The sequence below is a fragment of the Paenibacillus sp. J22P15 genome (assembly GCF_056269345.1).
Genome location: NZ_JBWDNT010000002.1, coordinates 756,251 through 776,946 on the forward strand (window position 1 = coordinate 756,251; position 20,696 = coordinate 776,946).

At 42.9% G+C, this 20,696-nt stretch carries 14 protein-coding genes; 11 read left to right on the forward strand and 3 right to left on the reverse strand.

The features are described 5' to 3' along the window. Positions 1-90: 90 nt before the first annotated feature. Complete coding sequence (locus AC0YN6_RS07950; RefSeq protein ID WP_475746133.1) at positions 91-4,593, forward strand: DUF7402 domain-containing protein; 4,503 nt, start codon at positions 91-93, stop codon at positions 4,591-4,593. A gap of 1,227 nt (positions 4,594-5,820) precedes the next feature. Here AC0YN6_RS07950 and AC0YN6_RS07955 read toward each other — a convergent pair. Then, positions 5,821-7,119, reverse strand: a complete 1,299-nt coding sequence (locus tag AC0YN6_RS07955) for a glycosyltransferase family 39 protein (protein WP_475746134.1) — start codon at positions 7,117-7,119, stop codon at positions 5,821-5,823. 177 nt (positions 7,120-7,296) lie between these two features. On the opposite strand from AC0YN6_RS07955, the gene AC0YN6_RS07960 reads away from it, so the two are divergent. The 6 genes from AC0YN6_RS07960 to AC0YN6_RS07985 all read left to right on the forward strand — a co-directional run bounded on the left by AC0YN6_RS07960 (position 7,297) and on the right by AC0YN6_RS07985 (position 15,292). Beyond that, positions 7,297-8,076, forward strand: a complete 780-nt coding sequence (locus tag AC0YN6_RS07960; RefSeq protein ID WP_475746135.1) for a YheC/YheD family protein — start codon at positions 7,297-7,299, stop codon at positions 8,074-8,076. Between the two features lie 171 nt (positions 8,077-8,247). Then, positions 8,248-9,210 (forward strand): ABC transporter permease, encoded by a 963-nt coding sequence (locus AC0YN6_RS07965; RefSeq protein WP_475746136.1) that lies wholly within the window; start codon positions 8,248-8,250, stop codon positions 9,208-9,210. A gap of 33 nt (positions 9,211-9,243) precedes the next feature. Continuing rightward, a complete protein-coding gene (locus AC0YN6_RS07970; protein ID WP_475746137.1) occupies positions 9,244-10,140 on the forward strand; it encodes a carbohydrate ABC transporter permease in 897 nt (298 codons plus the stop codon). A gap of 77 nt (positions 10,141-10,217) precedes the next feature. Next, complete coding sequence (locus AC0YN6_RS07975) at positions 10,218-11,873, forward strand: extracellular solute-binding protein (RefSeq protein ID WP_475746138.1); 1,656 nt, start codon at positions 10,218-10,220, stop codon at positions 11,871-11,873. A 126-nt stretch (positions 11,874-11,999) separates the two neighbouring features. Further along, entirely contained in the window at positions 12,000-13,541 is a 1,542-nt protein-coding gene (locus tag AC0YN6_RS07980; RefSeq protein WP_475746139.1) for a response regulator, read from the forward strand. Next, entirely contained in the window at positions 13,538-15,292 is a 1,755-nt protein-coding gene (locus AC0YN6_RS07985) for a sensor histidine kinase (RefSeq protein WP_475746141.1), read from the forward strand. The genes AC0YN6_RS07980 and AC0YN6_RS07985 overlap by 4 nt, the downstream gene beginning before the upstream one ends. Positions 15,293-15,349: 57 nt before the next feature. Here the strand turns inward: AC0YN6_RS07985 and AC0YN6_RS07990 are convergent, their stop codons facing one another. After that, positions 15,350-16,228, reverse strand: a complete 879-nt coding sequence (locus AC0YN6_RS07990; RefSeq protein ID WP_475746142.1) for a LysR family transcriptional regulator — start codon at positions 16,226-16,228, stop codon at positions 15,350-15,352. Between the two features lie 109 nt (positions 16,229-16,337). Here AC0YN6_RS07990 and AC0YN6_RS07995 point away from each other — a divergent pair, with 109 nt between their 5' ends. Continuing rightward, positions 16,338-17,618 (forward strand): adenylosuccinate synthase, encoded by a 1,281-nt coding sequence (locus AC0YN6_RS07995; RefSeq protein WP_475746143.1) that lies wholly within the window; start codon positions 16,338-16,340, stop codon positions 17,616-17,618. A 52-nt stretch (positions 17,619-17,670) separates the two neighbouring features. Here AC0YN6_RS07995 and AC0YN6_RS08000 read toward each other — a convergent pair whose 3' ends face one another. Continuing rightward, positions 17,671-18,210, reverse strand: a complete 540-nt coding sequence (locus AC0YN6_RS08000) for a hypothetical protein (protein ID WP_475746144.1) — start codon at positions 18,208-18,210, stop codon at positions 17,671-17,673. An 81-nt stretch (positions 18,211-18,291) separates the two neighbouring features. Between AC0YN6_RS08000 and rbsK the strand changes: the two genes are divergently transcribed. The 3 genes from rbsK to AC0YN6_RS08015 all read left to right on the forward strand — a co-directional run bounded on the left by rbsK (position 18,292) and on the right by AC0YN6_RS08015 (position 20,590). After that, positions 18,292-19,218: a ribokinase gene (gene rbsK, locus AC0YN6_RS08005; RefSeq protein ID WP_475746145.1), complete on the forward strand. Its 927-nt coding sequence runs from the start codon at positions 18,292-18,294 to the stop codon at positions 19,216-19,218. 79 nt (positions 19,219-19,297) lie between these two features. Continuing rightward, positions 19,298-20,008, forward strand: coding sequence for an MBL fold metallo-hydrolase (locus AC0YN6_RS08010; protein ID WP_475746146.1), 711 nt, complete (start codon positions 19,298-19,300; stop codon positions 20,006-20,008). A gap of 24 nt (positions 20,009-20,032) precedes the next feature. Then, positions 20,033-20,590 (forward strand): TetR/AcrR family transcriptional regulator, encoded by a 558-nt coding sequence (locus AC0YN6_RS08015; RefSeq protein ID WP_475746147.1) that lies wholly within the window; start codon positions 20,033-20,035, stop codon positions 20,588-20,590. Positions 20,591-20,696: the final 106 nt, after the last annotated feature.

Sequence of the window (20,696 nt, forward strand, 5' to 3'; positions counted from 1 at the left end):
TCAAATCAAACTCATATTGTTGGCTTCGACTACGGAGGTTTGAAAGCAATCCCAAGCAGCGGGAAACAACTTATTAATTGGAGGTTTGAGATGAATAAAATCCTTATGAAAGCATTTAAATTAACAAGTGTCATTATGAGTTTATGTTTGCTCATTTCTTTGATTGCAATTTCTCCGGGGCAAGTAAAAGCAGCATCAGAGCAACCCGAAGTTGTACTGAATGACCAATTCGATGATTTAGAGGTAGGAAGCACACCTGCGGACTGGTCTCTTAACGGGAATGGTACTTTAACGGTGGAAGATAATAGTACTGCGACTGGCGGAGAAGGCAATGTCGCAAAAGCCTATCGCACGTTAGCTGAATCATTTGGGGCAAATAGAACTATAATTACATCCCTCGGGGATATCGTAACGGTGTCTGGAGACATATACGCGATGCAAACGAATGCCCTTGCATATTTCAATGTGAGATCCAATGACGGAAAAACTGTCGCAGAAATTAATATATATCATGATGGTAGGATTGTAATTAATGAGGGTACGGTAAAGGTGCTTTCTTCATATTCAGCTAAAAAATGGTATAAATTGGCATTGAAAATCAATACTGTATCAAAAAAATACGATGTTTATATCGATGGGGAATTAGTAGAGTCCCAGCGTAGTTTTAGAGACACAACAGCCACAAATGTCGGTGGTTTACAGATTGGTGTAGCGAAGTGGGGAACGCAGGGAGTCTTTTATTATGACAATATTAAAGTAGAGAGATTAGCAACTTCTTACGTACCTGTTACAGGTATAACACTAGACCAAACCAGTTTAACTCTTAATTTGCATGATATGGTACAGCTAACGCATGCCGTGCTGCCGAGTAATGCAAATAATCCCAATGTAATATGGTCTTCAAGTAATCCTGAAGTGGCTTCTGTAAGTGTAGGTGGCAAAGTGCTTGCTAAGAGCGTAGGCACGACAATCATAAAAGCGCAGACAGTAGAAGGAGCTTTTTCAGCAACCGCTGAGGTGACCGTGAAGGGTGTGCCAGTTGAAGGAATAACGATGAGTGAAGTATCCACAAACGTAACGGTAGGAACAAAAATACAGTTATCAGCGCAGTTGGTACCTGCAAATGCTTCTAATCGTAATATCACGTGGACATCCAGTCATCCTAATATAGCAGATGTTGATGGATCAACTGGATTGCTCGCAGGCGTAAGTCTAGGAACCGCAACAATAACGGCTACTACGGAAGAAGGTCATTTTCAAGCTCAAAGTACGGTTCAAGTTGTAGATCGTGTTGTACAGCAAAGTTTCTATGTAGCGCCAGATGGCAATGATTCTAACCCTGGCACTTTGGAACAACCCTTCAAAACGATCGTGAAGGCTCGCGATGCTGTTCGTTCCATAAACGCTACGATGACAGGAGATATTATCGTTTACCTGCGGGGTGGAACCTATTATCTTGCCGATACTGTTGCTTTTAACGAGGTGGATTCAGGAGCGAATGGTTATCAAATTGTGTATAAGGCATATGAAGATGAAAAACCGGTTCTAAGCGGCGGGAAGGAAATTCAAGGGTGGACGATGCATAATGCTGACCAGAATATTTACAAGGCATCCGTGGGCGGATCTCTCGAGACAAGACAATTGTATGTCAATGGAGAACGTGCCATCAGAGCTAGAAGTAATGGCGGTCTATCAAATGCAACCAAAAATGTAAACGGACATACGACAACCGATACATTCTTAGCATCATGGAAAAATATCAGTGATCTTGAAATGGTATATTTTGATAAATGGACGAACCCAAGAAGCGGGGTAGAATCTATCACAACAAACGGAAATATTGCTTCTATTAAAATGAAACAGCCAGGATGGTTTTATGCTACCAATAAAGGCTCATCATCCGCTACAACTCCGAAATATTATGAAAACGCCTATGAATTGTTAGATGCTGAGGGTGAATGGTATCTGGATCGAACAGGCGCCATTGACGGAACAGCCTATACGGTATATTACAAGCCTAAGGCGGGAGAAAATATGTCGACTGCCAATGTGGTAGCGGCCAAGCTGGAGCAGCTTGTTACGTTACAAGGCAGTTCAGTGGAAAATCCGATACTGAATTTGCGATTCGAAGGCATTACCTTTATGCATAGTACCTTCTTAAAGCCAAATGGCGATACTGGACACGCGGATGCGCAAAATAACGTCATTAGACAAGCACAGTGGGGTACTATCAAAGGAGGAGAATATATTGTTGATGCAGCTGTAGAGTTGAAATTTGCTAATTTTGTCACATTCGAAAGAACCAATTTCACTCATCTTGGCGGTAGCGGTATTAACATGTATGCAGGATCGCAGCATAATTTGATCAGGGGTTCTGTCTTCACGGACATCTCGGGTAATGGTGTTCAGGTTGGTGATTACACGGATATCAATATACTGGGAAGTGAGAATGATACACTGCATCCGGATGAGCGTTACTTGCTCAAAAACAATGATATAATAAACAATTACATTACTAATATTGGAGTTGAATATAAGTCTGCATCGGCGATTGGCGCTGCAACGCCGCAGGATATGGATATTCTTTATAATGAAATAGGGCATGTTCCATACTCTGGTATTCATCTTGGTTGGGGTTGGGTGAGTTATAAGACCGGTACAAAAAACAATCGAATCCAACATAACTATATCCATGACGTTACGAAGGAAGTGCCAGATGGCGGAGCGATCTATACATTAGGAGATCAGAAAGCTAATTCTATTAGTTCAATCATCTCTGATAACTATATTAAAAATCAAGTGAAAGTATATGGAGCATTATATTTGGATGAGGGATCGAATTACTATCAAGTTGAAAATAATGTGGTTGATAAAACGCCGTCCTGGCTTCTTGTCAAAGATGTCCGGAATACAATTAACAATACGTACACGAATGTATCCGCTTATGCAAGTCATCCTGCTCCGGGGTCTTCGAGCAAAGCTGTACCAACGAATACAGTTCTTGTAAGTGATGGCAATTGGCCGCAGGAAGCATTGGACATTATGAATAATGCAGGAATTCAAGCTGAATATCGGGATATCATTCCGCCGATAACATTACTCAGAATCACAGAGCCTGCTTCGATATCAGCCACCATAGGAACGGAAAAGACAGCGGCAGCTCTTGGATTGCCCGGAAAAGTAGCACTGGTTACCGATACGGGAAATGTGGATGCCAGTGTGACTTGGGATTTAAGCGACATTAGCTACGATCCGGCTATCAAGACGGTGCAGACCTTCACAGTACCAGGGACTGTAACCTTGCCAAGTTGGGTGTTAAATCCCAATAGCGTGCCTATGACAACAAGCGTTAGTGTATCAGTTGATAGGATCCCAACGCAGACCGCCACAGTTACCGCTTCATCGCAATACAGTGCCGATTATACTCCGGACAAAGCGTTCGATGGTATCGTAGGGCAAGCGGGCAGCGGCGAATGGGCGTCCAAGGGAGAGAAGAATCCGTGGATCCAGGTGAACTGGACGACGAGTCAAACGTTTAACAAGATTATCTTCAATGATCGGTCCAATTCAAGTGACTGGGCGCCAGGTGGAACGCTTACCTTCAGCGACGGAAGCACTATGACGGTATCAGGAATTCCGAATGACGGGAGCGATTATTCTGTAACTTTCCCTGACAAGACGGTGACATGGGTCAAATTCCAGGTATCCGGTGGAAGCGGGCCAAATGTCGGTTTGTCAGAAATGAAATTTGTGCCAGAATTTGTGCAAGCAGCACCTAAGTCTACATTGACAGGTGTAGAGCAGGTGTTCCTTGGTCAAACATTTGATGTAACGATGGGCTTGAGCAGTGTTACACAAAGTGTATACCAGCACATGTATGCGCAAGATGTGACGCTTCATTATGATTCGGAACTTTTGAAGTTTGAATCGGTTACATCGCTCAAAAACGGATTTGAAGTGATTGATCACAAAGAGGAAGTACCGGGACAAATCCGAATTGTTGCAGCTAGCGTAGCTGCAGCGCAAGACGTACTTGCCCAAGGCGATGTATTGTCATTCAAGTTTACAGCTAAAGCTGCAGCCGATACAGTGAATACGACAATCTCTGTGAGTGATGTGTTTATTGCTAACAAAGATGGGGATGAGCTCTCGATTGATGGAGCTTCAACCGAGGTTCAAATCAATATCCCAGTGGATAAATCGCTGTTGAATGCAACGATCGAGAACGCTCAGGCTAAGTATAATGCTGCCGTAGAAGGAAATAGTGACGGATTGTATGCGGCTGGCTCCAAAGCTGTTTTACAAGCGGCTATCGATGCAGCAGCTACGACAGCAAACGATTTGAATGCGACGCAGGAGCAAGTGGATACTGCCAAAGCAACATTAGCAACAGCCATAGCAGTGTTTGAAAGCATGAAAATAACTGCAGATGTTAATGGAGGAGGAATCACGGTAGGAGACTTGGCTATCGTTGCTGCAGCCTATGGCACACAACCAGGTCAAGCGGGTTGGAATGTGAAAGCGGATGTCAATAAAGACGGTAAGGTTGATATTGAGGATATGGCTATCGTAGCTAAAGCGATCCTGCAATAAAATAATTCAGAAGCAGTAATAAGGGGGAGTGTAAACTTCCCCTTATTTTTATTATCGAAAGGATGAATCAATCAATAATCAATGATCCGTAATTCACTTTTGTGTAGCTTAGCTTTGTTACTATACGTTTCCGTCTTGCCTCCGAAAGCTGCGTTCGCAGAGAAAGAGCCTGCCTTTTCACTATCAAACACGAATGCCAATCCAACGGTAAATCAAACCTTCCAAGATTATTATGACAATCCCGTCGCTCCGGAAATAATCGACATATAAGTTTCGATTGCCATGGGTAACATGCATTCCGGCTGGACCGTCAAATAAATACCGATTGGGAGTAGTGGAGCTCTACCTCTCACTATTCCTAAAAAAGTTTTTTGTCAAAGGTCTGGTGATGGGTTCAGTCAAAGAGTAACCTCCAATGCTCAGCTCTAAACTAGTATCATACTTTCATAAACAGAGGCACCTAGCATAGCGCTAGGTGCCTCTGTTGCACTTTATACAGTAGAAACCTGACATCAACCTCCAAACATTCCTCTACATTGCAAAAATACATCAGAATCACACTATATCAGCTAATCCGACCGTAATTTTCCCAATTCCATTGCACAAACTGCAATGTAGCGGAATAATTAACTGATCAAGCCCCAGTACGTTGCACAAACTGCAATGTAGCTTAACAAACGAGAGTAATGTACTAACGAAACGAAGCGCAGTGAAGCGAAGTGATGCGCTAACAGATGTTCTAACTGATGTTCTAACTGATGCACTATCTGCAACCAACCAGCAAGCGCGAAAAACCCCCAATTCATCATCTACATGAGATGACAAATCAGAGGTTGGTAGTAAAGTATCAAAAGGTAATCAGAGGTTTCGCACCTAACGTAAAGCGTGTCCCGCAGGGACGAAAGTGATCCAACGCCGATTGTTCTCACCAAGCGCATGATGAGCTGCAACGTTAGTCCAATTGCGGGTGTCCAGAGGGCGCAGCCCTTGGGGCCCTCCCTAGGCAAGGAGGGTTTGGGAGGGTTCGAAACGCCTTTGAAGGATTGGTAGAGGTTTCGCAGTGTCCCGCAGGGACGAAAGCGATCCAACACCGATTGTTCTCACCAAGCGCATGATGAGCTGCAACGTTAGTCCAATTGTGGGTGTCCAGAGGGCGCAGCCCTTGGGGCCCTCCCTTGGAAGGGAGGGTTTGGGAGGGTTCGAAACGCCTTTGAAGGTTGGTAGTATCTATCCACGTTCTCTTAAATGCTTTCTCTTCTTTGAGCTCACAACTTCATAAAGCTTATGAAGTAGAAATGCTGCATATATCGTAATGAAAGCCATTAAGAAGTAACCGTATCGTTCAAACGTAATGAATGGCAGCGAAGTAAATATGAAATATAGAATGGTTATTATCAAGATAGAAAGTTCTTTTCGTTTGCTTTTTAAAACAAAAGTCATCACCATCCCGATTATTCCGAGTAATAACAACGAGTAATGATAAATTTTCACTATGGGAGCCGAAATATGAAGTACAGGCTTCCAATAATAAGGTTTTTTGACCATATCAACTACCCGATCAATGGTGTAATGCCGAATATATCGATTACGATCCGTTTCAAATCCGTAATTTCTAATTTTTTTTGCAAGCATAACTTGAATTTCATTGGATTCAATTGTATTTTTCGCTTCGTCTAACCGCCTAAAGTCCTCTTTGAATTTTTCTTCTGCACCAGCAGGATATTTCCAATCGATCATAGCTCCTAATAAAGATGGATTACCTGACGAGAGCGTGAGCGGTATAAATTTATCAAATACAACAGCATTTCTTATCCACCAAGGGGATATGCAAATTAGTATTACTCCTGCTACAACAATAGCTGGTTTAACAAGCCCTTTTATTTTATATCCTCTATAGAGCATGTAGATCAAGAAAACGACTGGGAGTAATGCAAAGTTCGGTCTTGCATATATCCCGATACTTAGGCTTATTGCTGCGATGGCGAACCAAATCAATTTTTTCTTATCAACCGCTACAATCCCTGTATAAATAAACAACCATAAAAATAGCTGTCCGATTGATTCTGTCAAAATCAAATTTGCTGCCATATAATTAGGCGCATATAATGCAAACAGTATGATTGCAATTATTCCAATTCGTTCATGGAAAAAACGACGACAAACTTGATAAAGTAAGATCATAGTACCTGCCATCATTAGAACTTGAAGAATGCGGAATACGGTTATTCCATCCCAATAACCAAATATCTTCATACATAATGCTAATACCATCGTTAGGGCAGGCATAATGAATACAGTCGGATCCTTAATATCGTGATAAGTAAATATACCTTCATTAAGTAATGTCTCAGCACTTCGTATATATTTCACGTCATCATTATTATATTCTTCGAAATTTCCTAAATATAGCTCACTGCCTTGTTGAAACGTGATTAATGTTCCTATTGTAATGAAAAACAAAACGACTACTGCTAGAATAATGCGATAGGAAAGAGCTTCATTGCTTACTTTGTGAAAAATTTTCATTTGATTGCCCCGCTTTTCATGATAAATAGTTTAGATTAACTCCATTATAACGTGTTTAGTATGAAAAAAGTTCCAATCACATGGGAAAATGTTCCCAATTAGTATATTTGGTATCTATAAACATTCGTACAATTGCTAGAGTTCAGCTATTCATATAGTAATATGAGGTGAACTGCAGTGTACAAAAAAAAATATGCTAGTCGCAATATAAGAGGAAAGCTGCGTGTCTGCAAATACTTATCAGCTAATAAAAAGCTAAAGCAGCATGTACCGCATACCGTATCATTTAATCGAGGTCATTTGCAAATGATGCTTAATCGGTATAGCACGCTATATGTAAAGCCAGACGTGGGCTCGCTCGGAATGGGTATTTTCAAGGTGGAACGGGTGGATACGGGGTATGAGCTTTATACAATTATCAAGAAAGAACAAATTAAAACACATTATAATTCGGTTTCCGAGGTTTATGGACGAATAAAGAAAGCGAGTAAGAGTAAGCTTATTATTCAAAAGGGGATATCATTAGATCGCGTGAATGGCTGCCCCTATGATATTCGAGCGATGGTTCAGCGTAAGCCTAGAGGCAGCTGGGTTTGCACGGGCTTTATGGTAAAGGTGGGAGCACGCGGTAAAATTGTAACGAACTATTACCAAGGCGGAGCTATTTATTCGATGAAAAAACTTGGAGCAGAGCAAGGACGATCAGATGAAAAAAAGGCCGTCCAGATCGAAAGACTACGAAACATAGCACTGCAAATATCAAGAACATTAAGCAAGCGGCGTTCAGGGATGCATGAGCTGGGCATCGACTTTGCTTATGATAAACAGGAGAAGCTATGGGTGCTTGAAGTGAATTCTAATCATCCGCAATTTCACCCGTTAAAACAACTCGATCATACAGCCTATATGAAAATGAAACGTTTTGCCGCCAGTTATGGCAGACATGATGCTAAATAGAAGTGAAATGCAGATCGAGGCTACTCCTCGATCTGTTTTTTTATCATTATTAATGATTGCGCTTACTTTAATGATTGAAAAGTATCATTTTTAGTTGTTCAGTTGTCTATTAGTGCATTTGGTATCGCGATAGAATACGAGTAGAACAACAAGAGCAAGGGGGATTGAGTAGTGGCGCAACTATCCGTTAATGAACAATTATTGGAAAAACCAAAACCTAAAACTAAAAATGCGTTTCTACGTTTCGCAAAGCAATGGGATATTCAATTGATGGTATTGCCAGCATTGTTACTTATCTTAGTGTTTAGTTACATCCCAATGTACGGTATATTAATGGCTTTTCAAGATTACAGCATTTTCAAAGGTTTTATGGCAAGCGAATGGGTCGGATTGAAACATTTTGACATGTTCTTCAGCTCTCCGGAGTTTTTCAAGGTCATGCGAAATACGGTCATCATAAGCTTGTTGAAATTTTTCATAGGATTTCCGGCTCCGATTTTGCTGGCGCTTATGCTTAATGAAGTGAAAAACTTAATGTTTAAGCGACTGGTGCAAACGGTAAGTTACCTGCCTCACTTTATGTCATGGGTAATCGTTGCAGGACTCATTATGTCGATGCTTTCTACGGACAATGGAAGCATTAACATCGTACTTGAAAATATGAACTTTATCGATGAACCAATCAACTTCTTGTCACTTCCAGAACTATTCTGGTCCATCCTCGTTTCGACTGGGGTTTGGAAGGAAATCGGATTTGGCTCCATCGTATATTTAGCAGCAATAGCTAGTATTGATCCAAGCATGTATGAAGCGGCATCAATGGATGGTGCGAGCAAGTTTAAACAAATCTTCTTGATCACATTGCCTTCGATCATGCCGGTTGTCCTCATCTTCATGATTCTGGCGATCGGAAATCTACTGAATGCAGGCTTCGAAGACATTCTATTGCTTGCTGTTAACCCTGTTCTCAGGGATGTGTCGGATGTTATCGATACGTACGTGTATCGAGTCGGGATACAAAGCTCTAGATACTCATACGCAACAGCGGTTGGATTGTTCAAAGCCGTTATCAGCGTAGGACTTTTGACAATGGCTAACTTTCTGGCACGCAGAGCCGGCAGCAGCTTGTGGTAAACGATACAATCAGCCCAGAAAGGCGATGATGCAGTGATCAAACTTAGCTTCGGAGACCGCGTGATGACGGTCACCATCTACATCTTACTAACGTTATTGGCTTTTGTGACATTCTATCCATTCTGGAATGCACTAGTCATATCCTTCAACAGCGGAATAGACACCTCAATGGGTGGTGTAACCTTTTGGCCTCGTGATTGGACTTTGGAAAACTACGGTATCGTATTTAAGGATGAGCGATTGATAACTGCGTTTGCGGTTTCGATCTCTCGGACGGTTGTCGGTACAGTCGCATCCATATTTGTAACAGCTATATTCGCATACGGCCTTTCGAAGAAAGAGCTGATGAACCGCAAGTTTTACATGGTATTGTGTATCATTACGATGTACTTTAGCGGCGGACTAATTCCTTCTTTCTTGCTTATTCGTGAGCTGCACCTAATGAATACTTTCTGGGTATTCATTATTCCATCACTAGTCAGCGTATGGAACATGATCATTTTCCGCACATTCTTCCAAGGCTTGCCTGCAGGGCTTGAGGAATCGGCGAAGATTGACGGAAGCGGCAACTGGGGTATCTTTTTCCGAATTGTTGCTCCGCTTTCTGGTCCAGTTATTGCAACGTTGTCGCTTTTCACGGCTGTTTTTCATTGGAATGATTGGTTTGGTCCAAGTATCTACATTACCAATGAGAAGCTGCTTCCTATACAGACGATGCTTAAACAGATTTTGAACTCTAATATCGTATCGGATCAAATGTCGCAGCTTGATTCTGCTGCGCAGGGTCAATTAGCCAAAATGAGAACGGTAACAAGCAAGTCGTTGTCTATGGCAACGATGATGGTCGCCACGCTGCCTATCATTATGGTATATCCATTCGTTCAGAAATATTTCGTCAAAGGTGTTCTTGTAGGATCACTGAAAGAGTAGTTGGCAGTAACAGTCATGTGGTTTAGAGCGAAAGCTTTGAACATATAATAATGAGCTTGAAAGGGGATAATAAACAGATGAAGAAAAGTAAACTACTCGTCCCAATCGTCTCTGCTTTTATGGCCGTTTCTCTATTGGCAGGCTGTAGCGGTAATGCCGGTAAAACAGAAAACGGAGAAACAGGAAGCAAACCGGAGGAAAACAGCGGCAATAAGTCTGGATCGGTTTATGAACTTGGCAAGGAGCAGCTTGATTTCACCCTTTACGGCCATTATGATTGGTACACTATGCCAGCATGGGGCGGCGACATTACAAGTACTTGGATTAGAGATACAAAGAAAGTAAACGTAAAACCAATCCACTCCGGTGGTGCAGCTCCACAAAAGCTGAATACAATGATTGCAACTGGCGATCTTCCTGATGCGATCTGGCTTGAGCGCGTTGATGTTGAGAAATTGCGCACAGCTGATCTGCTTGTTCCATTCGATGACTATCTTGATAAATATCCGAACTTGAAAAAATGGTTGGGCGATGAAGGTATTAACATGCTTCGTTCGGAAGACGGCAAGCTTTATCAATTCCCTAACTGGTACACGAAACAACCTAACGGCAATGCTGGTTATGTTGTAAACAAAAAGATATACACAGAGCTAGGATCTCCTAAGCTTGAAACAACAGATGATCTTTACAGCTACTTGAAGCTCGTTAAAGAAAAATATCCAAATGTCGTTCCTTACGAGCCGCATTTAGCAAAAGATGGACAAGGTCTTGATGTATTGTACTCTGCATTCAAAGAGAACGATCAGAAGTTCCCGGGTATGCGTGCTGTGCCTAACGGTGACAAGCTGACTTCGATCTTCCTTGATCCAGAATACCGTGAAGCAATGCAGTACACTTCCAAGCTATTCCGTGAAAAATTGATTACGCAAGATGCAATGACTCAAACCGTTGACCAAATTACTGAAAAAGTAATGACTGGCCGTGTAGCTGTATTCGCAGCAGCAAGTCCGACTGAAATTGCAATGCAAGCGCATGCTGAGCTTACGAAAAACGATCCAGAAGCTGGATATTTCATGATCTGGCCGATTCATAAAGAAGGCGTTGACAAAAACAAAGTATTCCCTGGTACGTATGGTATGTTAGGCTGGAACGTAACTGTAATTACGAAAAAAGCTAAAAACCCAGAAGCCATCTTCGCTTTCTATGACTGGTTGACTGGCGCTGAAGGACAAAGCGCTTTGATGTGGGGACCTCCAGGAATCTATTGGGATGGCGTAGAATCTGACGGCGAAACACCAATTTTCACAGATAAATATACTTCTGATGCAAGTGGTCTTGCCAAGCTTCAAGCGATTACAACGAACCTGAACTGGGTTGGTAACACTGTATTCCTAGATACAACTAAAGCAAAATTTGAAGAGTCATTGCCGGTAGAGCAACAAAACTGGTCTACTCGTTACCAACGTGAAGTGACGTGGAAAACGCAATCAAATGCTACAGAATTCATTAACATCGATCCACAACCGGATACTGAAGAAGGTATTATTCGTCAACGTATCGAGGACTTGTTCCTAGAAGTTAGAGCAAAAGCATTGTTCGCTAAAGATGATGCCGAAGTACTAGCTATTCTTGATAAAGGCGAAAAAGATGCTCAAGCAGCAGGTTATGAAAAATTGCTAGCATTCAAAACAGAGAAATGGCAAGCTAATCTTGCAAAAATGAAAGCTGAGTAAACGATAGCTTTTCGTAAAAACGACGGGTATACTATGATTTTTAGTGTACCCGAGTTTTTTCGTTTTAATATGACAAGATATGCTCGATGTACGTAAAGCCTCTTCCTAACTGGAGCTGATAACATCATGTATAAAGTATTGCTAGCGGACGACGAAAAGCTGGATTTGGAAGGTATGCGTACTTTTATTCCGTGGAAAGACCTTGGTATGGAGATTGTAGCAGGTGTAATGAACGGGTTCGATGCGGTTAAAGTGCTAAATACTGAAAAAATAGATATCCTCGTTACAGATGTCCGTATGCCTAATATGACAGGACTTGAACTGGCTAGACGTGCACTCGAAATGTCGAAGGATATTAAAATTATTTTCGTAAGCGGATATCAGGATTTTAGCTATGTAAAGCAGGCATTATCGCTTAATGCTGTCAATTATGTATTGAAGCCAATGGACGATCAGGAGCTAATTGATTCTTTACTTAAGGTTCGAGATGATTTAGACCAGGAACAAGAAAGACAAAATGCATATGGACAGATGGTTCCGATCGTAAAAAATGAATATTTGCTGCAATTGCTTGAAGGGACAAGCAACGATCAGACCATAGAAGTGCTCAATCATGAATATGAGATGAGTGATTTTGTTTATCCCGGAACAGTAGCTGTAATTGAAATTGATGATCTATCTTGGAAATTAAACGACGAGACACGACCCGAGCAAGATGAGATTCAACAAGTGATATCGACCTGTAAGGAATTTGGTATTCAGCATATTTGTAAAATCAGCAAGTTCAGAGTCGCGCTTCTTATCCAGCAATTGGATGAATATAATTTGCCGCTAAGCATCGTAAATCGTGTAAATGAGCAGCATTCTTTCACTATAACCGCAGGTGTTGGTGAGCATTGCAGCTCGATGAACGAATTATCGTCATCTTATCGACAGGCAGTTGAGGCATTGGATTTAAAAATGTTCTATGGCAAAGGCAAAGTCATTGGTCATGGTGAAGTGAGAACAGCGGAGAAAGAGGATGTTAAACATCTTGATGCGAAGCTTGAATCGTTATTTGTAGCGATGTCCGGCTATGAGCTTGTTCAAATTCATGATGAACTCGACGATTTATTTCAGGTGGCCAAAAACTTGAAATCGAAGTTCACGCTGCGAAATTATGCGCTTTACATCGTCATGAAGCTCGATAATTATTTGCAAAGAACGAATGAAAACGTATTCCAGCTGCTGGGCATGGAGCTGAATAATTATGATATTATTATGCAGTTTGAAACCATCAATGATATCCATGTATGGCTGAGACGCAGAGTTTATGAAATTTCCGAGACGCTGCAGGCAAATAAACAAAAGAAAAATTGGAAGCTCATTAAACAAATGATTGATTATATGAAAGAACGTACGCACGATAATATTACGCTTCGTGATTTGGCTGAGCAATTTTCTCTTTCCCCAAATTATTTAGGACTTATATTTAAAGAGGAGACAGGAAAAAACTTCAGTGAGTATTTTATACAACTGCGTATGGAAAAATCATGCGAGCTGCTCAAAACAACAAATATGAAAATTTATGAGATAGCCGATCGCGTAGGCTATCGTCACTTACCATACTTCAGCAAACAATTTAAAGAAATGTACGGCATGACGCCATTGGAGTTCAGACGAAAATGAACATACACAAGAAGGAGCATCGTTACATTCCATTTGGCATCAAGATCATGCTTACATACAGCTTGTTTATTATGGTTCCGGTTATCCTTATCGGCTACGCAGCTAATACGATTTTTACAAGCTCTGTTCAAGAGCGAACAAGTGAAATCAATCAGGGAACGCTAGTACAGATGAAGGATAATATAACGTACAAAATGGAGGATGTCTCGCGTATTTCCGGTATGCTTTATTTTGACAGCAATTTAGCCTCTTACTTGCGGCATTATGAGGAAGGCTGGGTTAGCTATGAAGCTACGACGAAGCAGCTCATCCCAAAAATGTCAACAACGGTGGAAGCTGCAAGCAATAAAATGCGCCTTGCGGTTTATTTGCATAACAATACTTTGCCGGAGATTTATCACAATTATCATGATACCGATCCACTCAGTGCAGAAGGCCCCTTATTCGATTTGTATCATATTTCAAGAATTAAGGATCGAGACTGGTACGCGGATTATCCTGAGGAGAAGTATGGTGTGACAATGCAATGGAAGCAAGTAGAGGGGGATGTGAAGTTCGGACATATCTCCTTGCTCAGACGACTTGTTAATGTAAATAATCCACTGGAGCTTGAGGAGATTGGTTTCATTCGAATCAGCCTTAGACTTACGGATTTGCTTGAGAGTGTCGATTCAGAGAAAATCGGTATGGGAACTAAGATTTTTGCCATAAATGAGAATGGAAGAATTATGTTCTCCTCCGGTGATACGAAATATGAGCTTGGTGAATCGCTTAGTGATGCGGATATGGCCAATTATTGGGTCGTTGAAGAAGAAATTCCACAGTTGAACTGGAATCTTGTGGCACTTGTCCCGACCGATATTATAGAGAAGGCGACCAATAAGGTGAGAATGTGGACAATCCTTATTTGTTTGGCCTGTTATGTTGTATTCTCACTCGCAGGCTTGTTTATATCACGTTATTATTCCCGCAAGGTTATTAAGATCGTTCGCGTGCTGGATGCCTTTCAAGAAGGGAATTTTAAGAAAAAGATTCATTTTAAAGGGATGGATGAATTTACTCGCATATCCTTTGCGCTTAATGAAATGGGTCAAAACATCGATGAATTAATTCAAGAAGTATATATGACGAATATGAAGAAGAAGGAAGCAGAGCTAGAATCGCTTCAAGCACAAATCAACCCTCACTTCTTATACAATACGCTGTCCTCGATTAGCCGATTGGCTAAGTTTGGCGAGGTGGATAAGCTGCAGAGAATGGTACTTGATTTAGCAAAGTTTTACCGGCTTTCATTAAATGAAGGCAGAACGGTCATTCCGATTCGAAATGAGCTAGAGCAGATCAATGCTTACATTAGTATTCAGAAGACGAAGTTTGAGGATGGCATGCAAGTTCAGTTTGATATTGATCCTGACATTTTGAAATTTACGACGGTTAAGCTTATTTTGCAGCCTTATATCGAAAATGCGCTTGAGCATGCTTGGTATGGAGATCGCATTAATATTCGGGTCGTTGGGAAGCTGAAAGGTGACTTGATTACTTTCCAAGTTATTGATGATGGTGTTGGCATTAGTCCCGAAATACTGCGCCAATTGTCCGATCCTCGCGAGAGTATGAACGTAGGTTATGGAATTCGAAATGTAGACGAACGAATCAAGCTGCACTTTGGAGCAGAATACGGCGTGCGAATCGTGAGCAAAAGAGGAATGGGTACTTCCGTTTCGATTACAATACCAGCTAGAATAAAATAGAAGGGAATGTCTTAAGGGCAGCCCCATCTCGCTTAGTACCCAAAGTTGGGGAAGAAATTAAGGCAGCAGCTCTAAAAAGCGTTTAGCTGCTGCCGATTGAGGCACGCCGCGAAGCGTGGCGATGCCGACGCTTCGCGCTGGAATTGGCGGGAGCAGCGGGATTTCGAATAGCTCGCCTGATGCTAATTCGTCAGCAGCATAGCTGCGAATGAGGAAGGCAAGTCCGAAGCCGCTTCTTGCAAACTTTGCAAGCAGATCCATACTGCCAAGCTCCAGTTCAGGAACGAGCTTGATGCCGTGCTTGGCGGCATATTCGTCAAGAAAGCTGCGAGTACCCGCTCCTTTCTCTAGAAGCAATAAGGGGTACTTGCTAATATCTTCAAGCTTCATAGCACTCCCGCTAACTGACGAATAAGCGCTGCCGCAGACGAGGATATCCTGCAGCGGCATGCTAACTCGAAAGTCTAGCTTGCTATCCGAAGCCGGCATATGTACAATGCCAAAATCGAGTTTTCCCTCTTTTAGGAGTGCAATAGTCTCAGGTGTTGTTCGATTCGTCACACGGATGCGAATATCAGGATATTCCTTATGAAACTGTTCCAAATAAGGCATCAAATAATGCTTGCATAAAGTATCGCTGGCACCGATGCTAATTTCGCCGCTTTGCAGGTTATGCATTTCCGCGAGCATTTTCTCCCCTGTTTCCATGAAGCTATAGGCTTGCTCAATATACCGAAAGAGAACTTCGCCTTCTGTTGTAAGCTTAACCCCTTTGGCCATGCGAAAAAAAAGCGGTCCGCCTAATTTGGCCTCTAATTGCTTGATCGTATGCGTAACAGCTGGCTGAGTAATATAAAGCTGATCTGCCGCACGAGACAGGCTTCCTGTCTTGGCAGTCCAATAAAAGACGCGATACCACTCCATATTTACTATCATATCTATTACCTCACCTAATATCTTATATTAGTAATATCAATTATTTTAATACCATTTCTTACATTATAATAACGGAGTAGGGTAATAACAAGATCGGGAGGCGATTCGATTGACGGTAACCGCTATCGTGGGAGCAAATTGGGGAGATGAAGGCAAGGGGAAAATGACGGATGCGCTTGCTGCAAAATCCGCATATGTTGTGCGTTATCAAGGAGGCAGCAATGCGGGGCACACGATTATTAACAGCTATGGAAAGTTTGCGCTTCATATGCTGCCTTCGGGTGTTTTTTTTCCAGAGATTACGAACGTCATTGGACCGGGCACAGCTTTGGATATTGAAGTGCTGCTGCGCGAGAGGGAAGAGCTGCTATCCAGAGGGGTGCCAGAGCCTCGAATTCGAATATCTGAGCGGGCTCAAGTAGTGTTGTCTATTCATCGGCTATTTGATGAATTGGAGGAGGAACGGCTTGGATCGAACGGCTTCGGATCGACTAAGCGAGGGATCGCTCCATTTTATGCGGATAAATATGCGAAGCTTGGCGTTCAGGTTGCAGATTTGTTTGATGAGAAACGGTTGCAGCAGCGAATTGAGCAATCGTTAGCCGCCAAAAATGTACTTCTTGAGCAGCTGTATAACCGTAAGCCGATTAAGGCAGAGGAGCTTCTGCCAGAGCTGCTGGAGCAAGCAGAGAAGCTGCGTCCGTTCGTTTGTGATACGACCAAGCTGCTGAATGATGCTTATCGGAATGGTGAATCGATATTGCTGGAGGGACAGCTTGGAGCGCTGCGTGATCCGGATCACGGTATTTATCCGTATTCGACTTCATCCTCTACGCTGGCGGGTTTCGCACCTGTGGGGGCTGGTCTTCCACCCTATGCAATAACACGGATTATGGCAGTCGTTAAGGCTTATTCCAGCTGTGTAGGTGCAGGTCCATTCGTAAGCGAGCTGTCAGGAGAGGAAGCTGATCAGCTGCGCCGATTAGGCGGTGATGCTGGGGAGTTTGGCGCAACGACAGGACGTCCGCGGCGGATGGGCTGGTTTGATGCAGTAGCCACCCGCTACGGCTGTATGCTTCAAGGTGCTACGGAGGTAGCGTTGACCAATCTTGATGTACTCGGCTACTTAGACGAAATTCCAGTATGTGTTGGTTATGAGCTGGATGGACAAATTATAAAAGATTCCTTCCCGGTTACAGAGAAGCTTAATGCTGCAAAGCCGGTACTGGAGCGTATGCCTGGCTGGAGCTGCGATATTTCGCAAGTAACCACCTTCGAGCAATTGCCAGAAGCCGCACAGCAATATGTTAAGTTCGTCGAAGATAGCATTGGTGTAAGGGTAGCCAGTGTATCAGTAGGACCGCGGCGCGAGCAGCTTATTACACGATAAGCATAGGTGTGAAATGAAAGATGGATAGAGAATCAGATGCTCTCTGATCGCTCTATCCATTTTTTTCTTTGCGCGGCCACAGAGTGTAACTGAAGCTGATTAAAAAATCGATGCATAGAACGATTGACCATAGTCGAAGTGTATTGAATAATGCCTCTGTCCGCGCTGCATCGTCGACCATCATTATCATGCCATACAAAATGACGGAACCGATTACCCATGCGAGCAGGTGATGCAGCCAGCCATTGCGTTCGTAGCGTGCATGTTCTTTGCCATATTTAGGTTTGCCAGCTGGAGCTGGTCCGCCAGCAAAGCGGTGAGCGAATCGTTCATCAGCCCACTTGATCATCCGATGCCCGAACGCAATAGAAACACCGATATATACGGCGGCTACACTATGCGCGAACGTAGCTTCAGCACCCCCGCGCAGATCGTACACCGTAGCGATTACTAATGCGAGATCAATAAGAGGTGTGGCTATCAGGAATAAGGCCCCTAGCTTCTTTAAACGAAAAATATAACGGCATAATAAGCCTGCGAGTACAAATAACCAAAATCCGATTTCACAACCGATAATAAATGCGGTAATCATGTGATTGTTTGCTCCTTCTGCTAAAATAGTTACATGCACTTAAAAATGGAATCGTTATTTATTAGAGGAGATGGACGAACTATGAGTAAATTACTCGTTGTTGGAAGTATAAATATGGACATCGTTAGTCAAGTCGAGAAATTCCCACAACCGGGAGAAACAATTTCAAGTACTGGCACATCGTTTTTTCCTGGTGGGAAAGGCGCAAATCAGGCAGTGGCCGCCGCTCGTGCGGGCGCAAATTGTGAAATGATTGGAGCGGTAGGCGAGGACCCTTTTGCACAGACGCTCATTCGTTCATTACAAGATAATGGAATTTCCATAACACAAGTATTACGTAAAGAAGGAAATTCTGGTTTCGCTATTATTACAGTTAATGATGAAGGCGAAAACCATATTGTTTTATCCGAAGGTGCTAATGGTCAATTCTCGGTGCAGGATGCTGCATCAGGCTATGGGGATTGGTCAGACGTAACTGCGGTGCTGCTTCAAAATGAAATACCATGGCAGACGACGCTATCGGTTATGGCCAGTGCTAGCAGCAACGGAGTAAAAGTGTTTTACAACCCTGCGCCGGCGAGGTCCATTCCTGATGATGTTTTTCCGTTTATTGATACTCTGATCATAAACGAAACGGAAGCGGCTGTCGTTACAAGCTTAGACGTAAGCGATACAACCTCCTCTCAAGCTGCAGCGGAGTGGATACTCAGCAAAGGAACGAACAGCGTTATCGTTACATTAGGTGAGAAAGGCTGCTTCTATCAAAATAACGATGGATATTCGGTGACGATCCCTGCATTTAAAGTAAAGCCAGTCGATACGACGGCAGCGGGTGATACGTTCTTTGGCGCTTATGCCGCTGCACAAACCGCTGGTATGCATATTGAGCAGGCATTAACCTTTGCTGCTGCAGCAGCTGCACTCGCGGTTACTAAGGCAGGCGCTCAATCTTCCATCCCCGCTAAGGCAGAAATCGAGGCTTTCCTTCGAAGCGAAAAGAAATCATAAAATTAGGCTTGCTAAAACTAATGGTATTAGTTTATTATAAAACTAACATCATTAGTTTTATTTGAGGGGGCCAATAATAATGAGAATGACACGTGAGAAAACGATTGTGCAGCTAACCTATATGCCAAAGCTATTTCCGGTTAACTGTTATTTAGTTGAGGAGGAGGAGGGCTTGACACTAGTGGATGCGGCGCTTCCTAACAACGTCAAAGCAATCCTTGAAGCAGCGGAACAGCTAGGCAAGCCTATTAATCGTATTGTATTGACACATGCGCATGCGGATCATATTGGTTCCCTCGATGGTTTAAAGGCGCTTCTTCCGGAGGTGCAGGTGTATATATCCAAAAGAGATGCAAGACTGTTGGCAGGTGATCGGTCTCTAGAAGCGGGTGAACCTAATACACCTATTCGGGGCGGCGTACCTAAGAACGTTCGGACAAAACCTAATATTTTGCTTGCTGATGGTGATCGAGTGGGCTCGCTGCTTGCAATTGCAGCCCCCGGACATACACCCGGTTCGATGGCGTTCATGGACACAAGGAACCATATTTTAATCGTGGGGGACGCTTTTCAAACAAGGGCAGGGGTTGCTGTGTCGGGGCAAATGAAGCTGTTGTTTCCATTTCCAGCTATGGCTACTTGGGATAAACAAACGAGTCTTGATACGGCTCGGCGGCTGAGAGATTTGAAGCCTTCATTGCTCGCTGCCGGTCATGGCAACATGGTACTTGAGCCAAGACGCTTAATGGATAAGGCGATCGCCGATGCGGAACGGTCTTTGGCAAAATAGAAATTTGTAGAGGGAGTGTACTCCATGTCACCTAGAAGAGGACTTGATTTGGCGACAATCGTAGAGGCAGCAGCTGCTCTCGCGGATGAGCTTGGCATACAGGAAGTGACGCTTGCGACGCTGGCAAAGAAACTTGATGTACGATCTCCTTCATTATATAACCATGTGGATGGTTTGAACGCTCTGCGCATTCAGCTTGCTGTATACGGCTTGAAGAAATTAAATGCAGCTATAGATGAATCACTACAGCATAAAGAAGGTGATGAGGCAGTACATGCGATTGCTGCTGCTTACATCGCTTTTGCAAGGAAGCATCCCGGTGTATATGAGCTCACATTACGATCGCCTGATGCAGATGAAGTGGAATATGTGGATGCGGCGCAGCAGCTTGTCGATTTGTTGGTTCAGACACTAAGCTATTATGATCTTGATTATGAGACGGCGATTCACAGCGTTCGGGGGTTACGCAGCTTTCTGCATGGATTTGCCTCAATCGAGCAAAAGGGCGGCTTTGGCATGCCCCAAGCGGTTGATGAAAGCTTGAAAATTGTAATTCAGACCTATTTGAAGGGGCTTAGGTAGTTTGTCAGCTATTATAAAAATAAAGAAACAGTAAGAACACCATATGAACAGCTAAAAAAGAAGGAGCTGCCAATCAAGGTTTATAACCTTGACTGGCAGCTCCTTT

What these genes read in the sequence shown, in the direction of transcription:
- AC0YN6_RS08000 (WP_475746144.1), bottom strand. Translation starts at nt 18,210, where the DNA reads ATGATTACCGCATTTATTATCGGTTGTGAAATCGGATTTTGGTTATTT.
- AC0YN6_RS07990 (WP_475746142.1), bottom strand. Translation starts at nt 16,228, where the DNA reads ATGATAGTAAATATGGAGTGGTATCGCGTCTTTTATTGGACTGCCAAG.
- rbsK (WP_475746145.1), top strand. Translation starts at nt 18,292, where the DNA reads ATGAGTAAATTACTCGTTGTTGGAAGTATAAATATGGACATCGTTAGT.
- AC0YN6_RS07975 (WP_475746138.1), top strand. Translation starts at nt 10,218, where the DNA reads ATGAAGAAAAGTAAACTACTCGTCCCAATCGTCTCTGCTTTTATGGCC.
- AC0YN6_RS07955 (WP_475746134.1), bottom strand. Translation starts at nt 7,119, where the DNA reads ATGAAAATTTTTCACAAAGTAAGCAATGAAGCTCTTTCCTATCGCATT.
- AC0YN6_RS08010 (WP_475746146.1), top strand. Translation starts at nt 19,298, where the DNA reads ATGAGAATGACACGTGAGAAAACGATTGTGCAGCTAACCTATATGCCA.
- AC0YN6_RS08015 (WP_475746147.1), top strand. Translation starts at nt 20,033, where the DNA reads ATGTCACCTAGAAGAGGACTTGATTTGGCGACAATCGTAGAGGCAGCA.
- AC0YN6_RS07985 (WP_475746141.1), top strand. Translation starts at nt 13,538, where the DNA reads ATGAACATACACAAGAAGGAGCATCGTTACATTCCATTTGGCATCAAG.
- AC0YN6_RS07980 (WP_475746139.1), top strand. Translation starts at nt 12,000, where the DNA reads ATGTATAAAGTATTGCTAGCGGACGACGAAAAGCTGGATTTGGAAGGT.
- AC0YN6_RS07950 (WP_475746133.1), top strand. Translation starts at nt 91, where the DNA reads ATGAATAAAATCCTTATGAAAGCATTTAAATTAACAAGTGTCATTATG.